The sequence below is a fragment of the Shewanella sp. QJM3NY_23 genome, assembly GCF_056173105.1.
Map to the genome: position 1 here is coordinate 2,707,792 of NZ_CM149657.1, position 22,341 is coordinate 2,730,132.

Here is a 22,341-nt window from a genome sequence, read left to right on the forward strand (position 1 = left end):
TAGATACACCAAGCGACGACTCACTATGGTTAATGCGTAAACGCGTTAACCCATAATATTTAATAGTTACAGGACACAGTAAATGACTCTTTCTCGAAACATCTTTTCTCGAGTGGCTTTTTTTAAAGTACCTTTTTTTCAATCTAAGCTGAGTTTGTACACGCTCACTACTGGCATGACCCTCAGCGCAATGACGCTTGTTGGCCAGCATGCCTATGCCGCGCAAAACTTGTCATCAATGATGCTAGAGATCCGCCAGCAAGATGGCATCGCCTATTACTACAATATCGCCAACGGCATGCCGCTCAGTGGTGACATTACTATCGTTCGAGAAAACCAAGGCTATACCATAGGCCAATTCTCCCAAGGACTGCCAAATGGTCAATGGCAGGTGTTTCTGTCCAACAACAGTAAATTATTAGCCGGCCAATACACCCAAGGTTACCAAGATGGCCAGTGGCAAATATTCGATAGCAGCGGCAGTCTCACCGAAGAACAGCAATTTAGTAAAGGCGTGCCCAGTGGCGAATGGAAACAATACAATACCCGAGGCAACATAGCGCAAACCACCCAGTACGTCGACGGCCAAAAACAACGAATACAGCGCTTTTATGACAGTGGCAAGCTGCAAGCCGAAGAGCGCTATGTCGATAATTTACGTCATGGGTTATGGCAAAGCTTCCATGCAAATGGCACTGTGGCCGAAAGCCAGCAATATGCAAATAATCAACTCTCTGGCCCTTACCTCAAGCAAAATGAGCAGGGACAAGTGTTGCTAAAAGGTCAATATAACGCCAACGGTGAACGTCAAGGCGTTTGGTTAAGTTTTTATCAAGATGGCACCTTAGAAAGCGAACGAACCTACAACCAAGGCCTCATTGAAGGTGAAGAGTTAGAGTATCACCCCAACGGCGAGCTATTAAGTCAATGCCAACTGCGCGGCGGACTCCGTCACGGCAGCTGCCTGCGTTTTAGTGATACCAATGTGCAGCTTGAAGAGGAGCATTATACTAAGGGACAGCGTGATGGCCATCAGCGCTATTTTAATGACGACGGTGCCCTGTTAAGCGACTTTTACTACAAGCTAGATCTGCAAGCGGGAACCCAAAAGACCTTCCATGACAACGGCAAACTCAGAAGCATTATCAATTATCATCCAACAACTTTAGCCGACAACGGCCAATACCCCTTAGATGGCTTGCAAGAACGTTACGACAGTGACGGTAAGTTAATTGAACAGAGCCACTATCGTATGGGGCGCAAACATGGCGACTTTACCTATTACCGTAACGGCCAACTGCAAAAGAGCGAGCAATGGCAAGAAGGCCAACGACATGGCGATTTTCGCCGTTATTACGCCAACGGCCAACTTAAAAGCTTCAATCAATATCAATTTAATCAACAAACTGGGATCGCTACCAGCTACTTTGAAGATGGCACCCTGCGCGAACAGGGCCAGCGGATTGAAGGAGCTTGGACAGGCCTTTATGAGTCTTTTTATGATAACGGAAAAGCTCGCGAACGCTTTAATTACGCCCAAACCCCAGACAGCGCCAAACGCTATCCATTAAACGGTGAATATGCTCGCTGGTATGAAAATGGCGATCCTAACGAAGCGGGTCACTATGCTAACGGTAAAAAAGAGGGGTTATGGGTTCAATACCGACAAGGGGTAAAAAGCCGTGAGCAAACCTATAAAGATGGCAAATTAAACGGCCATTATGCTGAGTATTATCAAGGTCGACGCCGAGTGGTAGGCGAATATACCGATAATAAAAAATCAGGTTTTTGGACAGATTACCGCTATCAAGAAAACGATCCCACTTTCGGCACGATTGAAGAGGGCAACATTTACCGTACCAGTGAATACCGCAACGATAAATTAAATGGCGAGGTTAACTACTACAGCGTCAAACAGGTGCTCTATCGCCAAGAAACGTATATTGACGATGAACAAACCGGCCCGTACGCCGAATACTTCGTCAACAATGGCCAAGTCAAACTTAAAGGCAACATGAAAAGTAAAGCACAAACAGGCCTATGGCAAAGCTGGTTTGAAGATGGAGTGTTGGCCCAGAGCAGTCAATTTTTAGAGGGTAAACAGCATGGAGCAAGCCAAGAATACTACCCCAATGGCCAAATAAAATTAGAAGCTAATTACGATAATGGTCAGCTCAGCGGCGAGATAACGCAGTACTACCCCACAGGTAAAACCCAGCAAATTGAGCTGTGGCACCAAGGTCAAAAAGAGGGCTCAGCCCGCTATTTTCATCAAAATGGTCATTTGGCAGAGCAAGGCCCCTACCTCAGAGATCGTAAAGAGGGTTTATGGATAACCTATTGGCCAAACGGTGAAAAACGCAGCGAAGGCAGTTATATCAGTAACCGTCAGTCTGGTGATTGGCACTATTTCGATCAGTTCGGCAAGTTGATCAAAACGGAGCACCACTAAATCCCTACCAAATCAACATTGATTTGGGAAACACTCCTGCGAGCAAGCATTAGCAGCTTGCTCACAGGCTAACAGTCGGTTGATCGTTACCATAGGGGCACCGAACACGGACGGTTCGAAAGCTTATGTTGTAATGGTCAACTTAAAACACGCTAAACCTACGTTAGCGGTATCGTCACAGAGAAACAGCTCGCTACCTTTGCCGATAAGGGGAAGCGATTAATTCGCAGCATATTCGACGGTAAAGGTAAGCGACTAAAGCGCCGCGATGACACGAAACAGGCACAGTGACCTACTTAGCGTAAACGCACCACACATTAACGCTTATGGTGCTTAGTAATAAACTTATCTAGCTGATTACCAAAGGCCTGCTTCTCACTTTGGCCAATCGCCGCGGGGCCTCCCGTTTGCACGCCACTGGCGCGCATGGTGTCCATAAAGTCACGCATATTAAGAATCGATTTGATATTTTGCGTGGTATACAGCTCACCTCTTGGATTTAACGCAAAACCGCCTTTATCAATCACCTCTGAAGCCAGTGGAATATCGGCGGTGATCACCAAGTCGCCTGCGCTTAAACGTTTGACTATCTCATCATCGGCTACATCAAAGCCTGACGAGACAGTTACTAAATTGATGAAGCGTGACGGCGGAATACGCATTACATGGTTCGCCACTAACGTGACCTCGATTTCGGCGCGATCGGCAGCGCGAAATAGCATCTCTTTTATTACCCCAGGACATGCGTCGGCATCGACCCAAATTTTCATTTACCCCTCCAGCTCGTTTGAGCAAACACTTATGTGCCTAGCATATAGGCCCTGTCGCAGCATGTTTGATTGGCGCCGACTATAGCATAAATCCGCTTAGCGACTGAATATGCCCAGTGCGCTTTTTTGGCCGAGTATCGATTAACACTTTGGTAAAAGATATGGTATTTTTATCCCACAATCAGGGCTTTATTAGTAATCAATTTATTATGACAGTAGTTACCACCAACGCACCTGCGCCAGTCTTTACGCCAGACACCTTCGCCTTCTTAGCTCAGCTGGAAGCGAACAATCACCGCGACTGGTTTAAGGCCAATCAAGCCGACTATGAAGATAAGGTGCGCACCCCTGCACTTCAATTTATTGAAGCGATGGCGCCGCATATTCAGCAACTATCGCCTCGCCTAACGGCGGTGGCCAAAAAGGTCGGCGGCAGCCTAATGCGCCCCCAACGCGATGCCCGCTTTAGCAAAGATAAAACCCCCTATAAAATCAATGTCGGTATCCAGTTTCGCCACTTCCAAGGCAAGGATGTACATGCACCGGGTTTTTACCTGCATATTGCCAACGAAGGTTGCTTTATCGGCGCTGGTATTTGGCACCCTGACAGCAAGGCGTTAAACCACATTCGTAGCTGTATCCTTGACAACCCTAATGCCTATAAACAAGCCTTAAAGCAACTAGCTGATGCCGGTTTCGCCATGGAGGGCGACAGCCTAATCAGGCCACCGAAAGGATTTGATAAAGACCACCCTATGATTGATGAGCTTAAGCGCAAAGACTTTATCGCCATCAAAGCCATCAGCACAGAGCAACTATTTGCCGACGATTTTGAGGTATGGTGCGCCAAGCAATTTAGCCACGCCAACAAGCTTATGGGTTACCTTTGCTTTGCATTAGATCTAGATTATTAACCGTAACCCGCTAAGTTCACGGTGCGTGACGAGCATTAGCACTACACTGTCTATCAGCCCTTTAGCAATGGGCATTCCCGCAGCCATTTACACCATCATGCAGGAGAGAAAACATGAAGCTATATGAACTAGCCATGACCCCGAGTGCGAGGCGGGTCAATATTTTCCTTAACGAGATGGGAATTGAACTTGAGCGTGAAACCGTCAACCTTAGAGCTGGCGGCAACCTTAGCCCTGCATTTAAGGCGCTTAGCGTCAACGGTCGTATTCCGGTGCTGCAGCTTGATGATGGACAAACCTTGTGTGAGTCCATAGCAATATGCCGCTACTTTGACGAGATCTATCCAGCGCCGCGTTCGCTATTTGGCAACGCTGCACTTGAGAAAGCCCAAATTGAGATGTGGCAACGTATCTGTGAGCTACAAGGTTTATTCGTCGCGTTTCAGGCCTTTAGAAATATCACTAAGATTTACCAAGACCGTGAGCGCTGCATCGAAGCTTGGGGGGAAGAGTCACGCCAACGCGTCATCGAATTTCTGCCCACACTCGACATTCAGCTCAGCAAGCAGCCCTATATCGCTGGCAAACATTTTTCGGTCGCCGACATTACCGCTTATGTGATGCTGAGCTTTATCAAACATCTTGAAATAACCCCTGATGAGGCTCAAATACATCTCATCGCTTGGCTAAATCAAATGGAGCAACGCCCCTCGATTCAAGCGGTTAACTCAGGTAAGCACTAACAAGTGACTCAGCCTCAGCACGAATGTCAGTGCTACAAGGTAAATACAGTAATGTAAGTAACTAATGTAAGTGTAAGTAACTAATGTAAATCGCTAATGTGAGTCACTAATCTAAGTCACTACTGTAAGTCACTAATGTAATTCACTAATGTAAGTCACTAAAGGCAAATTGACTGCTGCACTGCGGGTTAATCGGCTGAGTAACGGCGCTGCACCGCCGCTGATCACAGCCTAAGTGAGGCCAATCGGGCTTCACTTAGGCGTAACCGATATAAAGACTAGGGCAGTTAGAGGCTAAATAATACATCGCTGCGAATGATATATTTTACCCCTTTGGTTATCGCCACAGAGCTATGAATACAGTGCATTGGATGCATGCCATGTGGGAAACATAACACGCTACCGGCTGGGGTTCTGACATCGACATTGGTCACCTCATCCCCGGCTTTAGCCGGTTTAGCGGCATCGTTAGCGTTGACCATAAAGCGGGTTTCTCCGCCTTCAAAGTCATCACTTAACAAGATTAAAAAGGTCATTTGGCTAAAACGATCTGGGTAGGCATTGGCAACAAGTTGGTTGTCGATAATGCGGCTACCCGACCAAGCACCATCCGAGTGAGGTTTGAAATAGTCATCTTGGCTATAACGATAAAAACGAAACCGCGCATTGATGCCTAACGCCGTCGCACCGTTAAAAATCCCCTGCCTATCGTCCATCAGATGTGCCACTCGTTGCCAAATTATGCCATCGGTATGAGTATCAACGACCCAAGTTAAGCTATCGTTATGACGAACACTGCGCGGCAGTGATACTGCGGCGTCAGGTAAAAAGCCCAGCTGCTCGCTGAGCGCAATCAATCTCGCGCATTCATCCTTAGACAATACATTTAGTAACTGAAACGCCCCGGGGACATGGGTTAACTCGCGGCGCATGATCTGGCTAATATCAAAGTCACGGCTTAACATGGCCGGGTTAGCAGCAGAGTTTCCCCATGCCGGCAACGCCGGATGCTCAGCCCCTGGCTCAAAGGCGGCAACAAAAAACGATTCTGGCTTATTTTCAGGTTTCATATTTATCTCGAATTACAGTTAATTTTGCGGTGATTAAGCGGCGCATCACTGGCAAACAATTTTCATCTATATCATTAATATCAATTTGATAAGTAACAATTGGCTTATATTATCCAACCGCGTTATCGGCTGAGTACTCTCACCTGCGCAAATTGGCGATGCCCAGCAGCCGTGCCATGAAAACCAAAGCCACTTTGTTTAGCCCCAACCCATGGTCCGACACCACCAGCGCCCTGATTAATCCCCACCATACCCGCTTGCAGCTGCTCGGCTACATCCGCGGCGCCAACACCGCCAAACACAGATGCGCCCAGCCCATAAGGAGTGGCATTCGCTCGCTCAATCGCTTGAGATATATCAGTGAAGCGGCTAATGGCCACAACTGGGCCGAAGGTTTCCTCTTGCTCTAATTGCATGTCGGCGGTGATATCGGCCACTACCGTTGGCTGTATAAATGGTGGCTCATAATGCGCCTGACCGAGTAGGAATCGGGCGCCTTTATCTTGAGCATCGATAAGCTGTGCCATCACGCTCTGATGCTGCTTATGGTTGACTATCGGCCCAATGTTCACATTAGCCTGATCCCAAGCTCCCACGCGATAACGGCTAGCTAGAGCCACCACTTTTTGCTCAAATTCATCAGCAATACGAGCATCGACATAGATACGCTCGGTCGAGGTACACATCTGCCCCGCATTTTCAAAGGAGCTCGCCACAGCAAACTGCACCGCGTTATCAATATCCGCGCTTGCCATGACGATTAATGGATCATTTCCGCCAAGCTCCATGACTAAGCGTTTTAATGAAGATGCCGCTGACGCCATTATGTGTTTACCCGCAGCAAGCGAGCCGGTGAAGGCCACCATATTAATATCGGCATTGACTAAAGCCTTCCCCGTTTCCGCCCCGCCATGGGCAATTTGCAATAGGCCTTCGGGCAACACCTCATTTAACGTGTTCACAAATAAGTCTGCCACCAAAGGGGTTTCCTCTGATGGTTTTAATATCACGCTGTTACCTGCCATTAGCGCAGGAAGCAACAAGTTGTTCGCCATCGCAAGCGGATAATTCCATGGAGAAATCACCCCAACCACGCCTAAAGGTCGGTATTGCAACTCGGCGCCGCGTCCTAAAGGCTCAGCCTTTAGCGCAGCGGCAATCTCTTGGCAAAAATACTCGGCATTTTGTACCGTGCCTGCGGCTTCATAACTCGCTCTGCGATGATCTTTACCCATCTCTTTACTGATTAATAATGCCAGTGATGGTTGGACTTTTGTGAGATTGGCATATGCCTGAACCACTTTTTGCTGCCGCGCGCTTAAGGATAATTGCCCCCAAGAGCGCTGCGCGGCTTGTGCCCGTTTAACTCGCAAAGGCATTTGTGCAAGAGTGGTAATGGCAACCTCACCGAGCGCTTGTTGATCGATTGGGTTGTAAGAGGTGAGCATAGACATCAATTGGTTTCCTTCAAAGGCATTAACTTAGGCTCATGCCAGATACATTATCTTTGGTGATTGAGACATAGTTTGCTAGAGTGGTAAATTAAAGCAACCAGTATACTTTTAGTAACCACCCATATTTTAACGACAATATTAAAAATAATAGTTTAAATACAATGGCTAAAGATAAAGAAATAAATTCACCAAGCTGTGAACAACCTTGTCTGATCGAGCGCGGCATGCGGATTTTAGGCGGAAAGTGGAAGGCATCCATTTTATGGCATTTAAAAGATGGCCCAGTGCGCTTTAATGAACTGTCACGCATGCTGGCAGGCGCCAGTAAAAAAATGGTCGATCAACGCCTTAAAGAACTAGAAGCCCAAGGGCTGGTGACCAGAGAGATCATCTGTACTCGTCCTATTGCTGTGACTTATGAAATCACCGACTTTGGCCGCACTGCACTAGCGATATTAGAAAAACTCAAAGATTGGACCGAAGAGAATAACCTTTAACAGAGATTAACCGTGCGCAGCACTGGGCGATCACATCGCTCAATGCATGTTTATATCGCCGCGGTAACATTAGCTGTACCACTAAACTAGCGTCAGGTTGAGTGTCGTGTTGACCACTCTGACACTGACGTCTTTGGTGCGGGCCTTGGGCTTAGTGGTTACATCAATAATACAGATGTAATCACTACGCCTTAGATTAAGCCACCCAATCGCTTATTCGGCGTTATTTTTGATGACTTTTATAATTAACATCATTGATCACCTAAGCTCATCGTGCCAGCCTATTATCTCGATTAACTTAATTGATGGTTTTGACTCCAATAACGATTGAATATCAAACCTTGCGATACTTTTGATAATAAAGAGTGAGGAGATATGAGTCTCAACAGTGCGACGATACTTAATCACTTCAGCACCTAAGAATGACGTAATTCTTTTCCATGGTAAAAATCATTATCTAACGGCGCCCGCGTTCTAGCCTAATGTCACGCGTTGGACGCCTGTGTTTCATCTTTAGTGCTGAATGCTATGTTATGCGATTTTCATTTGTCCTTTCAGTACCGTAATCGCCTGACCTGATAGTTTAATCAAACCTGATGCCAACAGCTCAACATCAACATAGCCACCTCGCGAAGAGGCCTGAAACCCCTGCATACGAGATTTGTGCAACTTTTCTGACCAATAGAGACACAAGGCACAATGGGCAGATCCCGTCACAGGATCTTCATTAACCCCCACCCAAGGCGCAAAGTAACGGGAAATAAAATCAACTGCGGAGTCTGATTTAGCCGTGACAAGCACACCACGACCTTGAAGCTCTGCTAGACGGCCGAAATTAGGCGAAAGCCGCTTGACGCTATCTTCACTATCGAGCACGATTATGTGTTTAGTATCAAAAGTGCCAGAATCGATAACACTCTCTGCGGTCATACCTAATAACTGAATAAGCGCAGGATCCATGTCACGGCTCATATTTAACCGTGGGGCGGGAAACAATAGATGAATACAATCGCTATCCAGCTCTGCTTGTAATACTCCCGATAGCGTATTGAACTCAATGATGTCACCAGCATGATTGCGCCCCTGTTCTTTAAGTATATGCGCAACGGCTAAGGTTCCATGGCCACACAAGTTGACTTCAACGTCTGGTGTAAACCAGCGTAATTGCATCGTATCAAGTGCTAAAAATGCCGTTTCTGACACCGCCATCTCACCTGAAATGGCCAACATAGTACTCTTATCGAGACTCTGCTCTGTAATACATACCCCTGCTGGATTGCCTTTAAAGACTTCAGATGTGAACGAGTCAACTTGATAAATATTTACTTCCACGGCATCTTCCTAATTGATAATGGTAGGCTTATGGTTGATGAGGCGATGTTCGCGTTGCCGGTAACGGTTTAACAGCACACAGGAGCAACGCTCACTCATTGGTACTTTATCCCTTTGTGCTTTAACCAGCCATGAGGGTGACGGTTTTTAGGATCTTGGTGCGTCCAGTGAATGACGCCGCCTTTTTTATTCCACGCATATTCGCCATAAAATTGCACTGAGTCGCCAATTGCTAGGTTAGGGATCTTGGGGGCGATATCGATATTATGTGCAATTAAAATACTCTGTCGATTATCAAGACGTAAAATAAAGCGTTGGTGTCTTGAGCCTTTATTATCATCAGCTAACAAACGAATCACTGTGCCCTCGCCTTGCACCTGAATATGACTTTGTTGTGATTCATAAGCCTGTTGTAAAAGCGCATCATTGGCCCACACAGGCAAGGACAATAGGCTTAAGCTCAATAGAATACAGGTTAATATCCGCTTCATTCTCACCCTCTCTTGAACCTGGCGCCTATCCACAAGAGACGCGATAACCAGTTCAATCTAATGCTTAAGGCTCATCTGAGCCATTGTCGTTATACCGTTATGCGGTTCTTGATACCATTGGATGATCTGGCTTTAATTGCAATAGATCCCAGCGGTTGCCGTAGAGATCTTCAAACACAGCGACTGTGCCATAATCTTGCTCTGCAGGCTCTCGAATAAAGTTAACCCCAACAGAGACCATGTGATGATAGTCACGCCAAAAATCATCGGTATTAAGGAATAAAAAAACGCGTCCACCGGCCTGATTGCCGATAAAGGCCTCTTGCTCAGGTTTAGATGCTTTAGCGAGCAGTAGACTCATGCCAGTTGAACCCGGCGGCGCGACCACCACCCAGCGTTTATCTTGTTCAGCTTGGTAGGTATCTTCGACCAGATCAAACTTTAACTTATTGACATAAAAATCGATCGCTTCATCATAGTCTTTTACGACTAATGCAATATGAACAATATTTTGTTTCACAATAACGCCTCACTGATTATAGGGCTAGATTAAACGCCGCCGTTGCTGCTAACGTTAATATGCATAGCCGTATGCTTATTCCATGTATCTAGATTACTGGTTAAAGAGTCCATTTTGTGGGTTTGTATTCATTAAATTGAGACAACTAAGGCTAAGCTGTGTCGCTCAGCCTTATCTATACGCTTGCCACCATGCTAATCATTTTTAGGTTAAGAGTCTTGTGGCAAAACGCGCCTCAAAGCCAGCATGGCCACAGTCTAAGGTTACTCTATATCCGCTTGTGAGCACTCGGTCTGCCAAGCCTCAATGGCATCGGCGGCGGCGCGAAATGCCTCGATACCCGATGGCATGCCGCAGTAGACAGTTGAGTGCAGTAACACCTCTTGGATCTCTGCAACTGTGCAGCCGTTTCGCAGCGCGCCTCTTACATGGCCTTTAAGCTCTGTCGGCGCCTTTAATGCTGCCAAAGTGGCAATGGTAATAAGGCTGCGAGTTTGCTTTGAGATCCCCTCTCGCACCCACACTTCTCCCCACGCATTTCGGGTCACCAGATCTTGCAGTGGCTGGGTAAAATCTGTGGCTGAATTTAGCGCCCTATCGACAAATGCATCGCCCATCACTTCTCGCCTTACCGCTAACCCTTGCTGAAACTTATCTTTGTCCATCGGTTGCACTCCTAAAATTCATTAACAATACTTTAAAATACTGTTTGATAATGAGTACCGCAAGTGATTAAAAAACAATACGTTCTGCTTTAATCTATCAGACAGAAACTGAAGCAAACTAAGCAGCAAAAATACGCCAATGATGCCCTAACGATACAGACTTGGTAAAAGCAGCGTTAATTAGGCAAGATTAATTGACCTACTCGCCGCCCAGTTAACCCACAAAATCGAGCAGCTTGGGCAAAAAAGCCTTACCGTCTGATACGCCGCGATGATACACCGCCTCGACTTTTGACACGTCACGCTCTAAACGCGATAACCCCAAAGACGTTTGTGGCTGTAATACCAGCGCACTGCCCGCTGCTTGTGCGGCGGCCAAGTCAGCTAAAGCGTCATTGTATACTTGATGACGGGCTAATATCGCGGCGGCCACTTTAGGGTAACGACGGTAAACGCGCTGTGCTAACCACTTTAATTTAAAGGCTGATTTTCGATAGTCTGGCTCTTGGGTCAAAATAACCACTTGACGTTGGTAACCATCAGCTCTTGCTTGCGCCAAAGGGATAGGCGCTGCAATACCGCCATCTAAATAGGGAGTGTTGTTTAATAGGGTGGGGGAAGAGATAAACGGCAAACTACTCGAGGCAATAAGCACCTCTAAAAATGTGTCATGCTCGGCAAAATCACACTTACCAAAAAATGCGGTCTCACCCGTTAGGCAATTAAAGGCGCCGACTTTAAATTCAGCGTCAGCGTGTTGAAAGGCCTCAAAATCATAGGGTAAGAGCTCATGGGCCATACGCCGATAGGTAAAATCGGTATTAACATAATTGCCATCACGTAAAAAATACTTCAATCCCATATAACGCTTATCGGCAAGATAGTGTTGCTGAATTTTAAGGTTGCGCCCGTGCTGACGCGACAGGTAAGACGCAGGATAAATCGCCCCAGCGGAGACCCCAACCAAATACTTAAAATGAACATCGGCAGCGAGAAAGGCGTCTAATACCCCAGCGGTATAGATAGCGCGCAGCCCACCGCCCTCGAGCACTAAGGCTGTGTCACTAATTGTTAGGCCGCGAGACGATGTTGTCTTGTTCACCGAGTTTAAATTAAGCACCCTACTCCCATTTATCATATGCGCGACTAACACCAGTTAGACTGCACCTGCATTGCCACTACAAGCCTGTTATCGCAATATACCGAATAGCTTGCTTCTATAAAATCGACATTGAGAGTACACAGATAAATTAAAAATAACAAACACCACCATCATAGATTTCATGGCAATGCATTGTTATTAAATGGTTATTTTAATCTGGTGAGGATAGGAGAGCGAACAGTATGGTGGCGAGTTAAGCGAGGCGAGCACAACAGCGAGAAATAACATCAACCAATGAGCAAGCGCCCCGTTAAAGTAGTCAGACCAAAGGTGGACATAACACCTACACTCATTGGCCTGTCACATTATAGGTTTCACTCTTCGGCTTGGATCTGCCCCACTAGCAATACGGGTGCCGCATCGAGCTCTTGGGCATCCATCATCGAGGCGATACGCTCGACAGCAGATAACAGTTGACTCTGCTCCCACTCTTCAAGATTTTGATAACGCTTAATAAAGTGTTCTTGCAACGGTTTAGGCGCCGCACCCAAAATCGTTTTACCCGATTCGGTTAGCGACAAATGCAATTTACGTTTATCGGTTTCACTGCGGGTTCGAGTCACTAAGCCACGGGTTTCTAATCGCTCGATGATGGTAGCAACCGTTGCAGGGCTCAGCGCCACATCTTGAGCAATTTGCTTGGCGAGCGGCACTTCAAGCTGGGCAATTTTCTGCATCACCATCAACTGTGGGCCCGTTAACCCCGATTGCTTACTGAGTTGCCGAGAATGTATATCGATGGCTCTTATTACGCGGCGCAGTGAAATTAATAGTTGTTCGTACTTTTCCATAATCCCCTCTCATTTGAGCTGCACCATAACAGAAATCACGCCCAGACTCATGCGCCACAGTCAAAAAAAGCAGAACAACTTAACCAGTTGCTCTGCTTTCATACTCACTGGCCACCATCAGCCCTAAAATAGCCGATATGATAAGCGCCAGTTGCGCTTTTAGGCTGAGGTTAGCCCCCGCCGTTTATTGGCTATACTTTTTATTCGCTCAGTTAGCGTTAGCCGAGCGAAAACTATCAATGTCGCCTTTAGCACAGCAAACATACCCTATAGATTAAAACGCAAAGGTACGTGAAACCGACAATATCGCGCGGGTATCACTCGTGTCGGTATCCATGCTGGTATCTTCAGCGGCGAGGTTAAAATCAAAGCCTTTCCAGCTGGTCATGTATTCGACGCGATAATGATTATACGCATCTTTGCCGTTCCATAAATATTTGTCTTCATCGAGTGACGTTGAGCGGTCAAGACTGACTCGAATATCGTGACCTTCGGCAATGCTAAAGGTATGCGCGGCCATCATGATGTAATGCCCAGCATCGAGACCGAAATAATCCCAAGAATACCAAAAATTTAACTCAGTTTGCCCAAGTGATGAGCCGTAACCAAACTTAGTGTAAGCTTCCGGATATTGGTAATCGTCAGAGAAAGAGTCGCCATGGTAGGTATAGTAAGCAATACCCGCATCGAGTGACACACGCTCGGTTAGCTGAATATACTTACCGCCGTAAAAATCCAGCTCTAGCCAGGTGTCGTCACCGGCACCAAAATCGACATTTGATGCCCACGCGCCCACGTACCAACCACTGTCGACATCGTAATCTAAGCTGGCTTGCAGTGCCGGGCCATTGTCGGTCTGACTAACACCGTTAAAAGTATAATCAGAGGCCAGATTAACGGTAGAACTTAACCCAGCAAAGGCCGATGTAGGCAAAGCCAGTAACCCCAAAATGGCCATATTTTTGATGGCGGTATTAATGGGACGGTTTACTCTATTTTTTATCATGGTGTTCATCATTTTTCCTATTATTTTTATCGTTTAACGTTGCGATTTACTCAGTGATTAACTGGCAAGTTCAATCTTAGTAAAATCAATCTTGTTCTCTTTCGGTGAACGCTCGATTTCGGCCACTTTCTGATAATGGGTCATCAATATATAAGTAAAGCAACCTAGGATAAGCGCGATGGCTAGCGCACCAACCCACTGAATTTGTAAGAAGTCTAGGCTAAACAGTAAGGTCAACCCACACATCAATACCAGATTACCTATGATGTATTGCGCCTTACCCAAACGCTGTACGGTAAGGTTAAGGTTGTCGGTGTAGAGTCGAATTAGTGAGTCTAATGAGTTGATAACAAAGGTGATGCCAACCGCAACCATGGCGAGATTGTAAAAGCCTGCCGTCGCAATGGCATTGGCGCTGTAGTAATAAAGCACGCTAAACCAGATAGCGATGGGGATAGACGGAAACACCATCATGGCGATTAACACTTGATAGGTTTTCATCCCCCCCACAAAGCGTGAGGTAAACTGACCAATCATAATGCTCCAGGCAAACCACCAAAATAGGTAGAATTCGTGGTAGTCGTTTAACGGCAACACAAAATGGTGCAAGTTACCAAAGTAATCGCCAAGCAGCGCAAAGGTAGTGACAAATTCGCCAACACCTGACTCTGGCGACATAAAGGCGCCCACCCACATCAGTGCAATTAGCCCTAAAAACATCCAGGTGCTGGCAAGGCTAAGGGTGCGAACGTAGCGGATGCTGGTACTCGAATAGACAGCGGCGGCAATCACCACAAACACAATCAGGTAGAAACTACTCACTATGGTTTCACCATCACCCAGCCCTGGTAAATACCAAGGTAAGTTGGTTAGTAATAAATAGGCGGTAAAGGCACAGGTGCCAATAATCACTAAGTTATTAATAAACTTGATCACTGGGATCTCAAAGAATTTAACCCTTGGCTCAATCACACAGAAATAGAAGCAAGTTAAAAAGTAGAATGCCCAGATAAGGAATGCCCAAAAGCCAAACTCAATCGCCAGCGGATTGGTAAAGCCATATTCAGGGTTAGCGGCCAGATCGGCATAACCGGCAAACTCGGTCAGCGGGAACATGATCAAGCCCACATCCAAACCAGAGGTAAATAAAATCGCAATAAAAGTAAAAGTACGCACTGGCGTAACGCCAACACACTTAATGTTTCCCCAGCGGTATATCACCAAAGCGATGGCCGCAAAGGTAAATAAAATGCCAATTGTTAACCATGTCGTCATTGCTATTTCCTTGCCTTCAATATTAGATAAAACATAGAGTTATCTCATTTTTTAGTTTTATATAACGCCAAGGATTAATTTCTAAAGGCTGCAACTATCCCTCAGGCGTTAAATATCGCGCTAACGATATGAAATCCCTGATACAAACACTTAAAAATTAAACCTGACAATCAGGGCCTTTCAGTCAATTGACTTAGGTAGGCCGTGAGCCTAGAAAGTGCTTAGTTAAGCACTCTGTCTTTTGGGCGCACGTTGGCGCTGTTGATCTTGCCAGCCCGGTGCCAATACCACCTTGGCATCGATGGGAGCAAGCGGCTGTTTGCCTAAGATAATATCGGCAGCGCGCTCGGCTACCATGATCGTCGGTGAGTTCAAGTTACCGTTAGGGATTGTGGGGAAAATCGATGAATCGACCACCCTTAATCCCGACACGCCATGCACCTTGGTGTCACTGTCGACAACCGCCATGGCATCTTCACCCATCTTACAAGTACATGACGGATGATAGGCACTTTCCACCGCGCTACGCACAAAGCTGTCTATCTGATCGTCACTTTGAATATGCATGCCCGGTTGGATCTCTTCGCCGCGATATTCATCTAAGGCAGGCTGATTAATGATCTCTCGAGTTAAGCGCACGCAGGCGCGAAAGCCTTCAATATCATCTGGGTGTGACAGGTAGTTAAACTGAATGCTCGGCGCCACCTTAGGATCATCTGATACCACAGTGACCGCACCGCGACTCTTAGGTTTATTATGGCCGATGTGCACCTGAAAACCGTCTCCGGCAAACGCTTCTTTACCGTCATAACGCATCGCTGCAGGTAAGAAATGGTATTGCAAGTCGGGCCATTCCAGTCCCGCTTTAGAGCGAATAAAGCCGCAAGACTCAAAATGGTTAGTCGCACCGAGACCTGACTTATTCAATATCCAGCGCGTCCCAATAAACAGCTTATTGAGCGGATCTAATTTACCGTTCAATGAGACTGGCTTGAGGCACTTAAACTGAAAGTAAAACTCTAAATGATCTTGTAGGTTTTGCCCCACGCCCGGCAGTTCATGCACCTGAGCAATACCCGCTTGCTTGAGCGTCTGCGCGGCGCCAATGCCAGATAATTGCAAAATATGCGGCGAACCAATTGAACCTGCCGATAGCACAACCTCCCGATTACAGCGCACATCATGAGTCTTGCCTTTACGCTCGTAACGAACGCCCACGGCGCGCTTACCTTCAAACAGCACTTTATGTACTAATGCATGGGTGATCACGGTTAAGTTACTGCGCTGCATTGCTGGTCGCAAATAGGCATTAGCTGTTGACCAACGTACCCCATTTTTAACCGTCATGTGCATCGGGCCAAAACCCTCTTGCTGCGCGCCGTTGTAATCTGCGGTCGATAAGTAACCGGCATCAACACCCGCATCAACAAAGGCTTGATAGAGAGGGTTTTTCATCTCGTTGCCGTTGTTTACCCCAAGTGGGCCGCTGTCACCGCGGTACTCATCGCCACCAAAAGCCCAGGTTTCAGCTTTTTTAAAGTAAGGCAAACAATGGGCATAATCCCACCCTTTGGCTCCCTCTTGCTGCCATTCATCAAAGTCACGGGCATGGCCTCGCACATACACCATGCCGTTAATTGACGATGAACCACCCAGTACCTTGCCGCGTGGGCAATGCATACGGCGATTGTCTAGATAAGGCTCGGCTTCTGTTTCAAACTGCCATGCGTACTTCTTGGTATTCATTGGAATAGATAAAGCGGTAGGCATCTGAATAAAAATGCTTTTATCGCTACCGCCTGTTTCTAATAACAACACCTTGTTAGCGGGGTCGGCCGATAGACGATTAGCCAATACACAACCTGCACTGCCTGCGCCCACAATAATAAAATCGTATTCTGCTTTAGGATTAATCTGGCTCATGGGGACTCCTTAAAATGGGCTCTCAAGTGGTTGCATTCCTACATATACCGCCTTGATTTGGGTATAGGCCTTTAAGGTTTCACTGCCATTTTCGCGGCCGATGCCTGACATCTTATAGCCACCCACTGGCATTTCTGATGGTGAGGCGCCATAAGCATTTATCCAGCAAATACCGGCTTGCATCTGATGGATAACACGATGGGCACGAGTAATATCTTGGGTAAATACGCCAGCGGCTAATCCTAGGTGGGTATCGTTAGCACGCGACACGACTTCTTGCTCATCATCGAAGGTTAATACCGACATCACAGGGCCAAAGATCTCCTCTTTAACTATGGTCATCTCATCACGGCAATCGGTAAAAATGGTCGGAGCCACAAAGTAACCGTTAGGGGCATTGTCGGGCTTAATGGCATGACCACCGGTTAATAGCGTTGCGCCCTCTGCTTGGCCTAGGGCAATATAGTCGAGCACTTTCTGTTGATGGGCTTTAGAGATCAGCGCGCCAAAGTTAGTGGCCTCATCCATAGGATCGCCACAAACGATATTATGTTGAGTACGCTCGAGCAGTTTTTCGATAAATTGAGGATAAATCCCTTGCTGTACAAACACCCGAGTGCCATTGGTGCAGATCTCACCTTGAGTGTAAAAATTCGCCAGCATAGCTGCCGATACGGCATTATCGACATCCGCATCATCAAAAATGATCAACGGCGATTTACCGCCAAGCTCCATGGTGACCTCTTTTAGTGTGCTAGCAGCCGCCGCCATCACCTTAGTGCCAGTGCCCACTTCGCCGGTAAAAGAGACTTTAGCAATATCGCGATCATGGGTTAACCAAGCGCCGACTCGACCATCGCCCTGCACCACATTAAACACTCCATCGGGTACACCGGCTTGTGTGAAGATTTCAGCTAGCTTAAGGGCGCCGCGTGGGGTTTCTTCTGACGGTTTAAACACCATCACATTGCCACACGCTAGCGCAGGCGCAGCTTTCCAACAGGCGATTTGCAGTGGGTAGTTCCAAGCGCCAATTCCCGCGCAGATCCCTAATGGTTCGCGGCGGGTATAGTAAAAATCATCGCCAATGGATTGTTGATTACCTTCAATACTCGGGGCAAGGCCTGCAAAAAACTCAATGGCATCGGCGCCAGTGACTACATCGACCACGGAAGCTTCTTGCCAAGGTTTACCAGTATCTTCAACTTCTATTACTGCGAGTTGATCATTGTGTTCGCGCAGCAAGGCCACGGCTTTTAATAAAATACGACTACGCTCCATGGCGGTCATCGATGACCATTGCTGGAAACCAGTTTTAGCACTTTCAATGGCTGCGCGTTGGACCTGTTCATTAGCCACTTCAACCAGATAACTGACTTCACCTGTGGCAGGGTTGATCACCTCAAAGGTTTCACCGGTTCCATTGGACAGGGGCTGACCATGAACATAATTTTGATAAACAACTAGTGACATCTATTTTCTCCGTGCTGCACGATCGCCGCCTCGATAAAGGCTTTGCATAAATATTGCGCCTGCTCGAACTCTTGTTCAGGCGACGCACTTAAGGCACTGCGTAACCAAAACCCATCGATCATTGCTGCGGTCTGTTTGGCTGCGGCAATAGCTGCCGACTTGCCCATAAGGGGCTTAAAAGAAAACAGAAGGTTGCTATACAAGCGTTGGCAGTTGATGTGTTGAAGCCTTGCTAATCCCGGATCGTGCATCGCTTGGGACCAGAAGCTCAACCAGGTTTTGGTGGCAGCATTTGAACGTTGTAATTCGGTGAAATTGGCTTCGACAATCATGGACAACCGCTCAATGGGCGTCAGCATTTTCCCCGCTGTGCGGCTTAATAACGCCTGTTTAAGTTCGTCGAGCAAATATTTAAGTGTGGCTTCTATCAACCCTTGTTTGCCGCCAAAATAGTGGCTGATGATCCCAGACGACATACCTGCTAAACCACTAATGGTGTTGATGGTGGTGTGGTGTAAACCGTAACGCTCAACAGAGATTAATGTGGCGTCAATTAGCTGCTGCTGTCTCACTGTTTTCATCGCTGGTCTAGGCATAAAAGCTGATATCTCCGCGTTAAAAATTAGTTAATTGAACGTTCAATCAACGTAATCATAATAGTTAGAGATGTAACTATCAACAGCAACTTAATATTTGCGACATCAATCACAGAATTTAACGCCAAGTATGATAGGTAGAGGTGAGTCTGTAATACCTTGTTTTATATTGATAAATTTAGAGAGGGAAATTAAAATTTAATAGACGTAAAATAATTTAATAAAAACCCATTAAAAATCAGTCATAGTTGCAACTTCTAAGGTTTAACATTAACGGAAAACTTAGTTTCAACCGTAACTGTTATCTGATGACTTAAACAAAAACACGGTTACCGAAAAATGTTCGGCTAGCAAGTGAGCACTTGTCATCAAGACTGTTTTTATCGAAACCCTTTATTAGTCGCATCTATGAGTAGCTTCAATTGAGTCGCAAAGCACTTAACATAGGCCATCAGCTGAGCGATAAGCCGTTAGCTGAGATATAAGCCATTAGCTGAGATATAAGCCGTTAGCTGAGCGATAAGCTATTGGTTGGGGGAAAGTGCCTCTACTCCTATAGGCCTAGGCCCGCTCAAACGCAATCATCATAGGTAAATCGCCTCATGATTCAGGCCACTTGTCATTAACCGCCACAACGACTGTTTGCCCTCAAAAAGTTCACACAAGTAAGTGTGTGAGTTCTGATAGTAAGCCATGCCCTATAGCAATCAAGTTGCGCTAGAGAGCCACCTTATTTTAAGCACGATTATCATCAAGGCACGCTTTTGGATCACTCGAGAACCGCTGCAACAAAGCAGTAAAAATGCGTCAATCTCTAGCCAAGAGATACCAAAATCGGCCACTTCTGTTAAACTTGCCGCTCTTAACACCTACCAGCGCTGGGCAAATATTCATGGCCGATACCACACCTTCTTCGTTAACCTCTTCTCAAGCTCAAAAGGCAACCGATACTTCCCCAACTTTAGGGTTGCATCATGGTATCAATGCCGATACATCGGCACAAAAACGCGCCCTGAGCTACAGCATCACAATCCACCAGCTCTTTGAACAAGTGATGCAGAGCAAGCAACCTGCCGATCGTATTGTGGCTGAATATTTTCGTATCAATAAGAAGCATGGCTCTAAAGATAGACGCGTGATCCGCGAGAGCCTATTTGGACTCTTTCGTTGGCATGGTTGGTTAAGTCAACTGGCAACTCTTTGCACAGCGCCTAAAGCTTGGTTTGCCTCTTTAGCATTAACCGCCAAAATTGAAGGCCACCCTTGGCAGGAATTTAGCGATGCTTGGCAAACCTTTGCGGCAAACCCAGCACTCGCGCCCCTTAACGATGCTGGCGATCTCACCCGCCTAGCGGCCAAGCAACAACTGCTGCAAACGTGCTTTCCACAGCATGAGTTTGCTTTCACTCAATTAGTCCCAACTTGGTATTGGCAACACTACCCAACAAGCAGTGCTGATGAGCAATATGCCTTGATTGAAGCGCTCTGCTCTCGCCCCCCCATTTGGGGCCGCCTGCAAGGTATTAATAGTGAAGATGCACTCTCCTCACTAAATACTAGCGGTATCGAAGCCAAAATGAGTGACTACTTCGGTGATGCCATCAACCTTGGCCATAAGAGCATCAACCTAAATAGCCTTAAGCTCTACAATGAGGGACAACTGGAGATCCAAGACTTAGGCTCGCAAGTGATTGGGCATATCTGCGCGCCGCGCCCCGATGATAACTGGTGGGACGCCTGCAGTGGCGCCGGCGGTAAAACGCTGCAACTACGCTCTTTAATGTTACAGCAAGACAGCCACAGTAAAGGCAGTATCATAGCTTCAGATATTCGCCGTAAGCCATTAGAAGAACTGGCTAAACGCGTAAAACGGGCCCATTTTAACCAGATCAGTGTATCGCCATGGAAAACTGATGCTTTGCCTGTCGCGAGCGATCAGTTCGATGGTGTACTGGTTGACGCTCCCTGCAGTTGCACTGGGACTTGGCGACGCAACCCTGATATGCGCTGGCTCGATGATGCAAGCGCCATTAGCGACAAACCCGCTTTACAGTTAGATATTTTACAGCGCTCAGCCAAGGCGGTGCGCACTGGCGGAGTACTAGTGTACGCCACCTGCTCCATTAGCCCCACCGAAAATGAAGCTGTGGTTGAGGCGTTCCTCGCCAGCAACCCTAACTTTACATTACAACAGCAGTGCCATCCATTTACCGGTGAGCAGCAATCGATGTTAACCGTATTACCCTATCAAGCCGATAGCGACGGCATGTTTGTCGCGAAGATGATTAAGCGTTAACGCCGCCTTACAGGGCCAGTCACACTAAAGCCGTTTACTGGCCCTGTAGCAAATGTGTTTTTATCAAACTAATCCTTTACCCATCGCTTGGATCGACTCTTGCTAAATCCCCCCGCTTATCACACTGCGGTAGCCATTCACTGCTCATTTAACGCTAAATGACACTCACCTTACTACTTAAATCGCTATGTAAATTGCGCGCAATTTATTTTACTGATAGGCTATCCTTTCATCAAAAAAGGAGAATACGATGTCTATTTATGATTTTTCGCTAACCAATATCGATGGCAGCACGCGCTCAATGCAAGAGTTTAAGGGAAAGGTGCTGCTGATTGTAAATACCGCCAGCAAATGTGGTTTCACACCACAATACCAAGCATTACAGGCGCTATATGAAGATTTTGGCCCAGAAAAATTTGTTGTATTAGGTTTTCCGTGCAACCAGTTTGGGCAGCAAGAACCCGCAGCGGAAGCCGAAATCAATCAGTTTTGTGAGCTCAACTTCGGGGTTAATTTCCCGCTGTTTGCCAAAATTGAAGTTAATGGTGCTAACACAGATCCGCTCTATCGCTACTTGAAGCAGCAGGCAAAAGGGTTGCTTGGCAGTGAATCAATCAAATGGAACTTTACCAAATTTTTAGTCGATAGTCAGGGACAGGTAGTAGAGCGTTTTGCCTCCACTACGAAACCTGAATCTATGAGAGAAAAAATAAAATCTTTACTGAACAAATCCAGCTAGATAGCAATAGGTCAACCTATGACGCCATAAAAAACGCTCATTTTATGAACGTTGCAATGAACTTTATGTGTCGCTTGCACTCCAATAATTGAACGCGAAGATTTGCTGATTCATGTTCATCATTCTCCCTGGGACTTCTAGCGCGGTCCCCTTGATCTGAATAGATCAACAG

At 46.6% G+C, this 22,341-nt stretch carries 20 protein-coding genes; 6 read left to right on the forward strand and 14 right to left on the reverse strand.

What is annotated here, in order from left to right; genetic code table 11:
- The first annotated feature begins 175 nt into the window (after window positions 1–175).
- Window positions 176–2,452: a toxin-antitoxin system YwqK family antitoxin gene (locus AC0VXX_RS12030; RefSeq protein ID WP_475517013.1), complete on the forward strand. Its 2,277-nt coding sequence runs from the start codon at window positions 176–178 to the stop codon at window positions 2,450–2,452.
- 317 nt (window positions 2,453–2,769) lie between these two features.
- Here the strand turns inward: AC0VXX_RS12030 and AC0VXX_RS12035 are convergent, their stop codons facing one another.
- Complete coding sequence (locus AC0VXX_RS12035; protein ID WP_110458556.1) at window positions 2,770–3,222, reverse strand: YaiI/YqxD family protein; 453 nt, start codon at window positions 3,220–3,222, stop codon at window positions 2,770–2,772.
- 209 nt (window positions 3,223–3,431) lie between these two features.
- Between AC0VXX_RS12035 and AC0VXX_RS12040 the strand changes: the two genes are divergently transcribed.
- Window positions 3,432–4,136: a DUF2461 domain-containing protein gene (locus AC0VXX_RS12040; RefSeq protein WP_475514436.1), complete on the forward strand. Its 705-nt coding sequence runs from the start codon at window positions 3,432–3,434 to the stop codon at window positions 4,134–4,136.
- Window positions 4,137–4,249: 113 nt separating this feature from the next.
- Window positions 4,250–4,879 (forward strand): glutathione S-transferase, encoded by a 630-nt coding sequence (locus AC0VXX_RS12045; RefSeq protein WP_475514437.1) that lies wholly within the window; start codon window positions 4,250–4,252, stop codon window positions 4,877–4,879.
- Between the two features lie 287 nt (window positions 4,880–5,166).
- Here the strand turns inward: AC0VXX_RS12045 and AC0VXX_RS12050 are convergent, their stop codons facing one another.
- Complete coding sequence (locus AC0VXX_RS12050) at window positions 5,167–5,949, reverse strand: 2OG-Fe(II) oxygenase family protein (RefSeq protein ID WP_475514438.1); 783 nt, start codon at window positions 5,947–5,949, stop codon at window positions 5,167–5,169.
- 122 nt (window positions 5,950–6,071) lie between these two features.
- Entirely contained in the window at window positions 6,072–7,403 is a 1,332-nt protein-coding gene (locus AC0VXX_RS12055; protein ID WP_475514439.1) for an aldehyde dehydrogenase family protein, read from the reverse strand.
- Window positions 7,404–7,564: 161 nt separating this feature from the next.
- Between AC0VXX_RS12055 and AC0VXX_RS12060 the strand changes: the two genes are divergently transcribed.
- Window positions 7,565–7,900, forward strand: coding sequence for a winged helix-turn-helix transcriptional regulator (locus AC0VXX_RS12060; protein ID WP_475514440.1), 336 nt, complete (start codon window positions 7,565–7,567; stop codon window positions 7,898–7,900).
- 531 nt (window positions 7,901–8,431) lie between these two features.
- Here the strand turns inward: AC0VXX_RS12060 and AC0VXX_RS12065 are convergent.
- The 11 genes from AC0VXX_RS12065 to betI form a co-directional block, all read right to left on the reverse strand.
- Entirely contained in the window at window positions 8,432–9,232 is an 801-nt protein-coding gene (locus AC0VXX_RS12065) for a PhzF family phenazine biosynthesis protein (RefSeq protein WP_475514441.1), read from the reverse strand.
- Window positions 9,233–9,327: 95 nt separating this feature from the next.
- Window positions 9,328–9,723, reverse strand: a complete 396-nt coding sequence (locus tag AC0VXX_RS12070) for a DUF3465 domain-containing protein (protein ID WP_475514442.1) — start codon at window positions 9,721–9,723, stop codon at window positions 9,328–9,330.
- Between the two features lie 97 nt (window positions 9,724–9,820).
- On the reverse strand, window positions 9,821–10,243 hold the full coding sequence (locus AC0VXX_RS12075) for a VOC family protein (protein ID WP_475514443.1): 423 nt from the start codon (window positions 10,241–10,243) through the stop codon (window positions 9,821–9,823).
- 263 nt (window positions 10,244–10,506) lie between these two features.
- Complete coding sequence (locus tag AC0VXX_RS12080; RefSeq protein ID WP_475514444.1) at window positions 10,507–10,908, reverse strand: carboxymuconolactone decarboxylase family protein; 402 nt, start codon at window positions 10,906–10,908, stop codon at window positions 10,507–10,509.
- Between the two features lie 214 nt (window positions 10,909–11,122).
- Window positions 11,123–11,977, reverse strand: coding sequence for a patatin-like phospholipase family protein (locus tag AC0VXX_RS12085; RefSeq protein WP_475517014.1), 855 nt, complete (start codon window positions 11,975–11,977; stop codon window positions 11,123–11,125).
- 407 nt (window positions 11,978–12,384) lie between these two features.
- Window positions 12,385–12,861, reverse strand: a complete 477-nt coding sequence (locus tag AC0VXX_RS12090) for a MarR family winged helix-turn-helix transcriptional regulator (protein WP_475514445.1) — start codon at window positions 12,859–12,861, stop codon at window positions 12,385–12,387.
- A 274-nt stretch (window positions 12,862–13,135) separates the two neighbouring features.
- The gene (locus AC0VXX_RS12095; protein ID WP_475514446.1) at window positions 13,136–13,867 is read right to left on the reverse strand and encodes a TorF family putative porin; all 732 of its coding nucleotides are present in this window, start codon (window positions 13,865–13,867) and stop codon (window positions 13,136–13,138) included.
- Between the two features lie 57 nt (window positions 13,868–13,924).
- Window positions 13,925–15,142 carry a BCCT family transporter gene (locus tag AC0VXX_RS12100; RefSeq protein ID WP_475514447.1) on the reverse strand — a complete coding sequence of 406 codons (1,218 nt, stop codon included), beginning with the start codon at window positions 15,140–15,142 and terminating at the stop codon, window positions 13,925–13,927.
- 225 nt (window positions 15,143–15,367) lie between these two features.
- Window positions 15,368–17,065: a choline dehydrogenase gene (gene betA / locus AC0VXX_RS12105; protein WP_475514449.1), complete on the reverse strand. Its 1,698-nt coding sequence runs from the start codon at window positions 17,063–17,065 to the stop codon at window positions 15,368–15,370.
- 9 nt (window positions 17,066–17,074) lie between these two features.
- Window positions 17,075–18,538 (reverse strand): betaine-aldehyde dehydrogenase, encoded by a 1,464-nt coding sequence (betB, locus tag AC0VXX_RS12110; protein ID WP_475514450.1) that lies wholly within the window; start codon window positions 18,536–18,538, stop codon window positions 17,075–17,077.
- Complete coding sequence (gene betI / locus AC0VXX_RS12115; protein ID WP_475514451.1) at window positions 18,529–19,134, reverse strand: transcriptional regulator BetI; 606 nt, start codon at window positions 19,132–19,134, stop codon at window positions 18,529–18,531. The genes betB and betI overlap by 10 nt, the downstream gene beginning before the upstream one ends.
- 892 nt (window positions 19,135–20,026) lie before the next feature.
- On the opposite strand from betI, the gene AC0VXX_RS12120 reads away from it, so the two are divergent.
- Entirely contained in the window at window positions 20,027–21,430 is a 1,404-nt protein-coding gene (locus AC0VXX_RS12120) for an RsmB/NOP family class I SAM-dependent RNA methyltransferase (protein ID WP_475514452.1), read from the forward strand.
- A 250-nt stretch (window positions 21,431–21,680) separates the two neighbouring features.
- A complete protein-coding gene (locus tag AC0VXX_RS12125) occupies window positions 21,681–22,169 on the forward strand; it encodes a glutathione peroxidase (protein WP_475514453.1) in 489 nt (162 codons plus the stop codon).
- The last annotated feature ends 172 nt before the right edge of the window (window positions 22,170–22,341 follow it).

Bases quoted from the DNA above. Each gene is read 5' to 3' on its own strand.
- AC0VXX_RS12125 (WP_475514453.1), top strand. From the start codon at position 21,681: ATGTCTATTTATGATTTTTCGCTAACCAATATCGATGGCAGCACGCGC.
- AC0VXX_RS12055 (WP_475514439.1), bottom strand. From the start codon at position 7,403: ATGTCTATGCTCACCTCTTACAACCCAATCGATCAACAAGCGCTCGGT.
- AC0VXX_RS12080 (WP_475514444.1), bottom strand. From the start codon at position 10,908: ATGGACAAAGATAAGTTTCAGCAAGGGTTAGCGGTAAGGCGAGAAGTG.
- AC0VXX_RS12035 (WP_110458556.1), bottom strand. From the start codon at position 3,222: ATGAAAATTTGGGTCGATGCCGACGCATGTCCTGGGGTAATAAAAGAG.
- AC0VXX_RS12120 (WP_475514452.1), top strand. From the start codon at position 20,027: ATGGCCGATACCACACCTTCTTCGTTAACCTCTTCTCAAGCTCAAAAG.
- AC0VXX_RS12060 (WP_475514440.1), top strand. From the start codon at position 7,565: ATGGCTAAAGATAAAGAAATAAATTCACCAAGCTGTGAACAACCTTGT.
- AC0VXX_RS12090 (WP_475514445.1), bottom strand. From the start codon at position 12,861: ATGGAAAAGTACGAACAACTATTAATTTCACTGCGCCGCGTAATAAGA.
- betA (WP_475514449.1), bottom strand. From the start codon at position 17,065: ATGAGCCAGATTAATCCTAAAGCAGAATACGATTTTATTATTGTGGGC.
- AC0VXX_RS12030 (WP_475517013.1), top strand. From the start codon at position 176: ATGACCCTCAGCGCAATGACGCTTGTTGGCCAGCATGCCTATGCCGCG.
- AC0VXX_RS12050 (WP_475514438.1), bottom strand. From the start codon at position 5,949: ATGAAACCTGAAAATAAGCCAGAATCGTTTTTTGTTGCCGCCTTTGAG.
- betB (WP_475514450.1), bottom strand. From the start codon at position 18,538: ATGTCACTAGTTGTTTATCAAAATTATGTTCATGGTCAGCCCCTGTCC.
- AC0VXX_RS12045 (WP_475514437.1), top strand. From the start codon at position 4,250: ATGAAGCTATATGAACTAGCCATGACCCCGAGTGCGAGGCGGGTCAAT.
- AC0VXX_RS12100 (WP_475514447.1), bottom strand. From the start codon at position 15,142: ATGACGACATGGTTAACAATTGGCATTTTATTTACCTTTGCGGCCATC.
- AC0VXX_RS12070 (WP_475514442.1), bottom strand. From the start codon at position 9,723: ATGAAGCGGATATTAACCTGTATTCTATTGAGCTTAAGCCTATTGTCC.
- AC0VXX_RS12095 (WP_475514446.1), bottom strand. From the start codon at position 13,867: ATGATAAAAAATAGAGTAAACCGTCCCATTAATACCGCCATCAAAAAT.
- betI (WP_475514451.1), bottom strand. From the start codon at position 19,134: ATGCCTAGACCAGCGATGAAAACAGTGAGACAGCAGCAGCTAATTGAC.
- AC0VXX_RS12040 (WP_475514436.1), top strand. From the start codon at position 3,432: ATGACAGTAGTTACCACCAACGCACCTGCGCCAGTCTTTACGCCAGAC.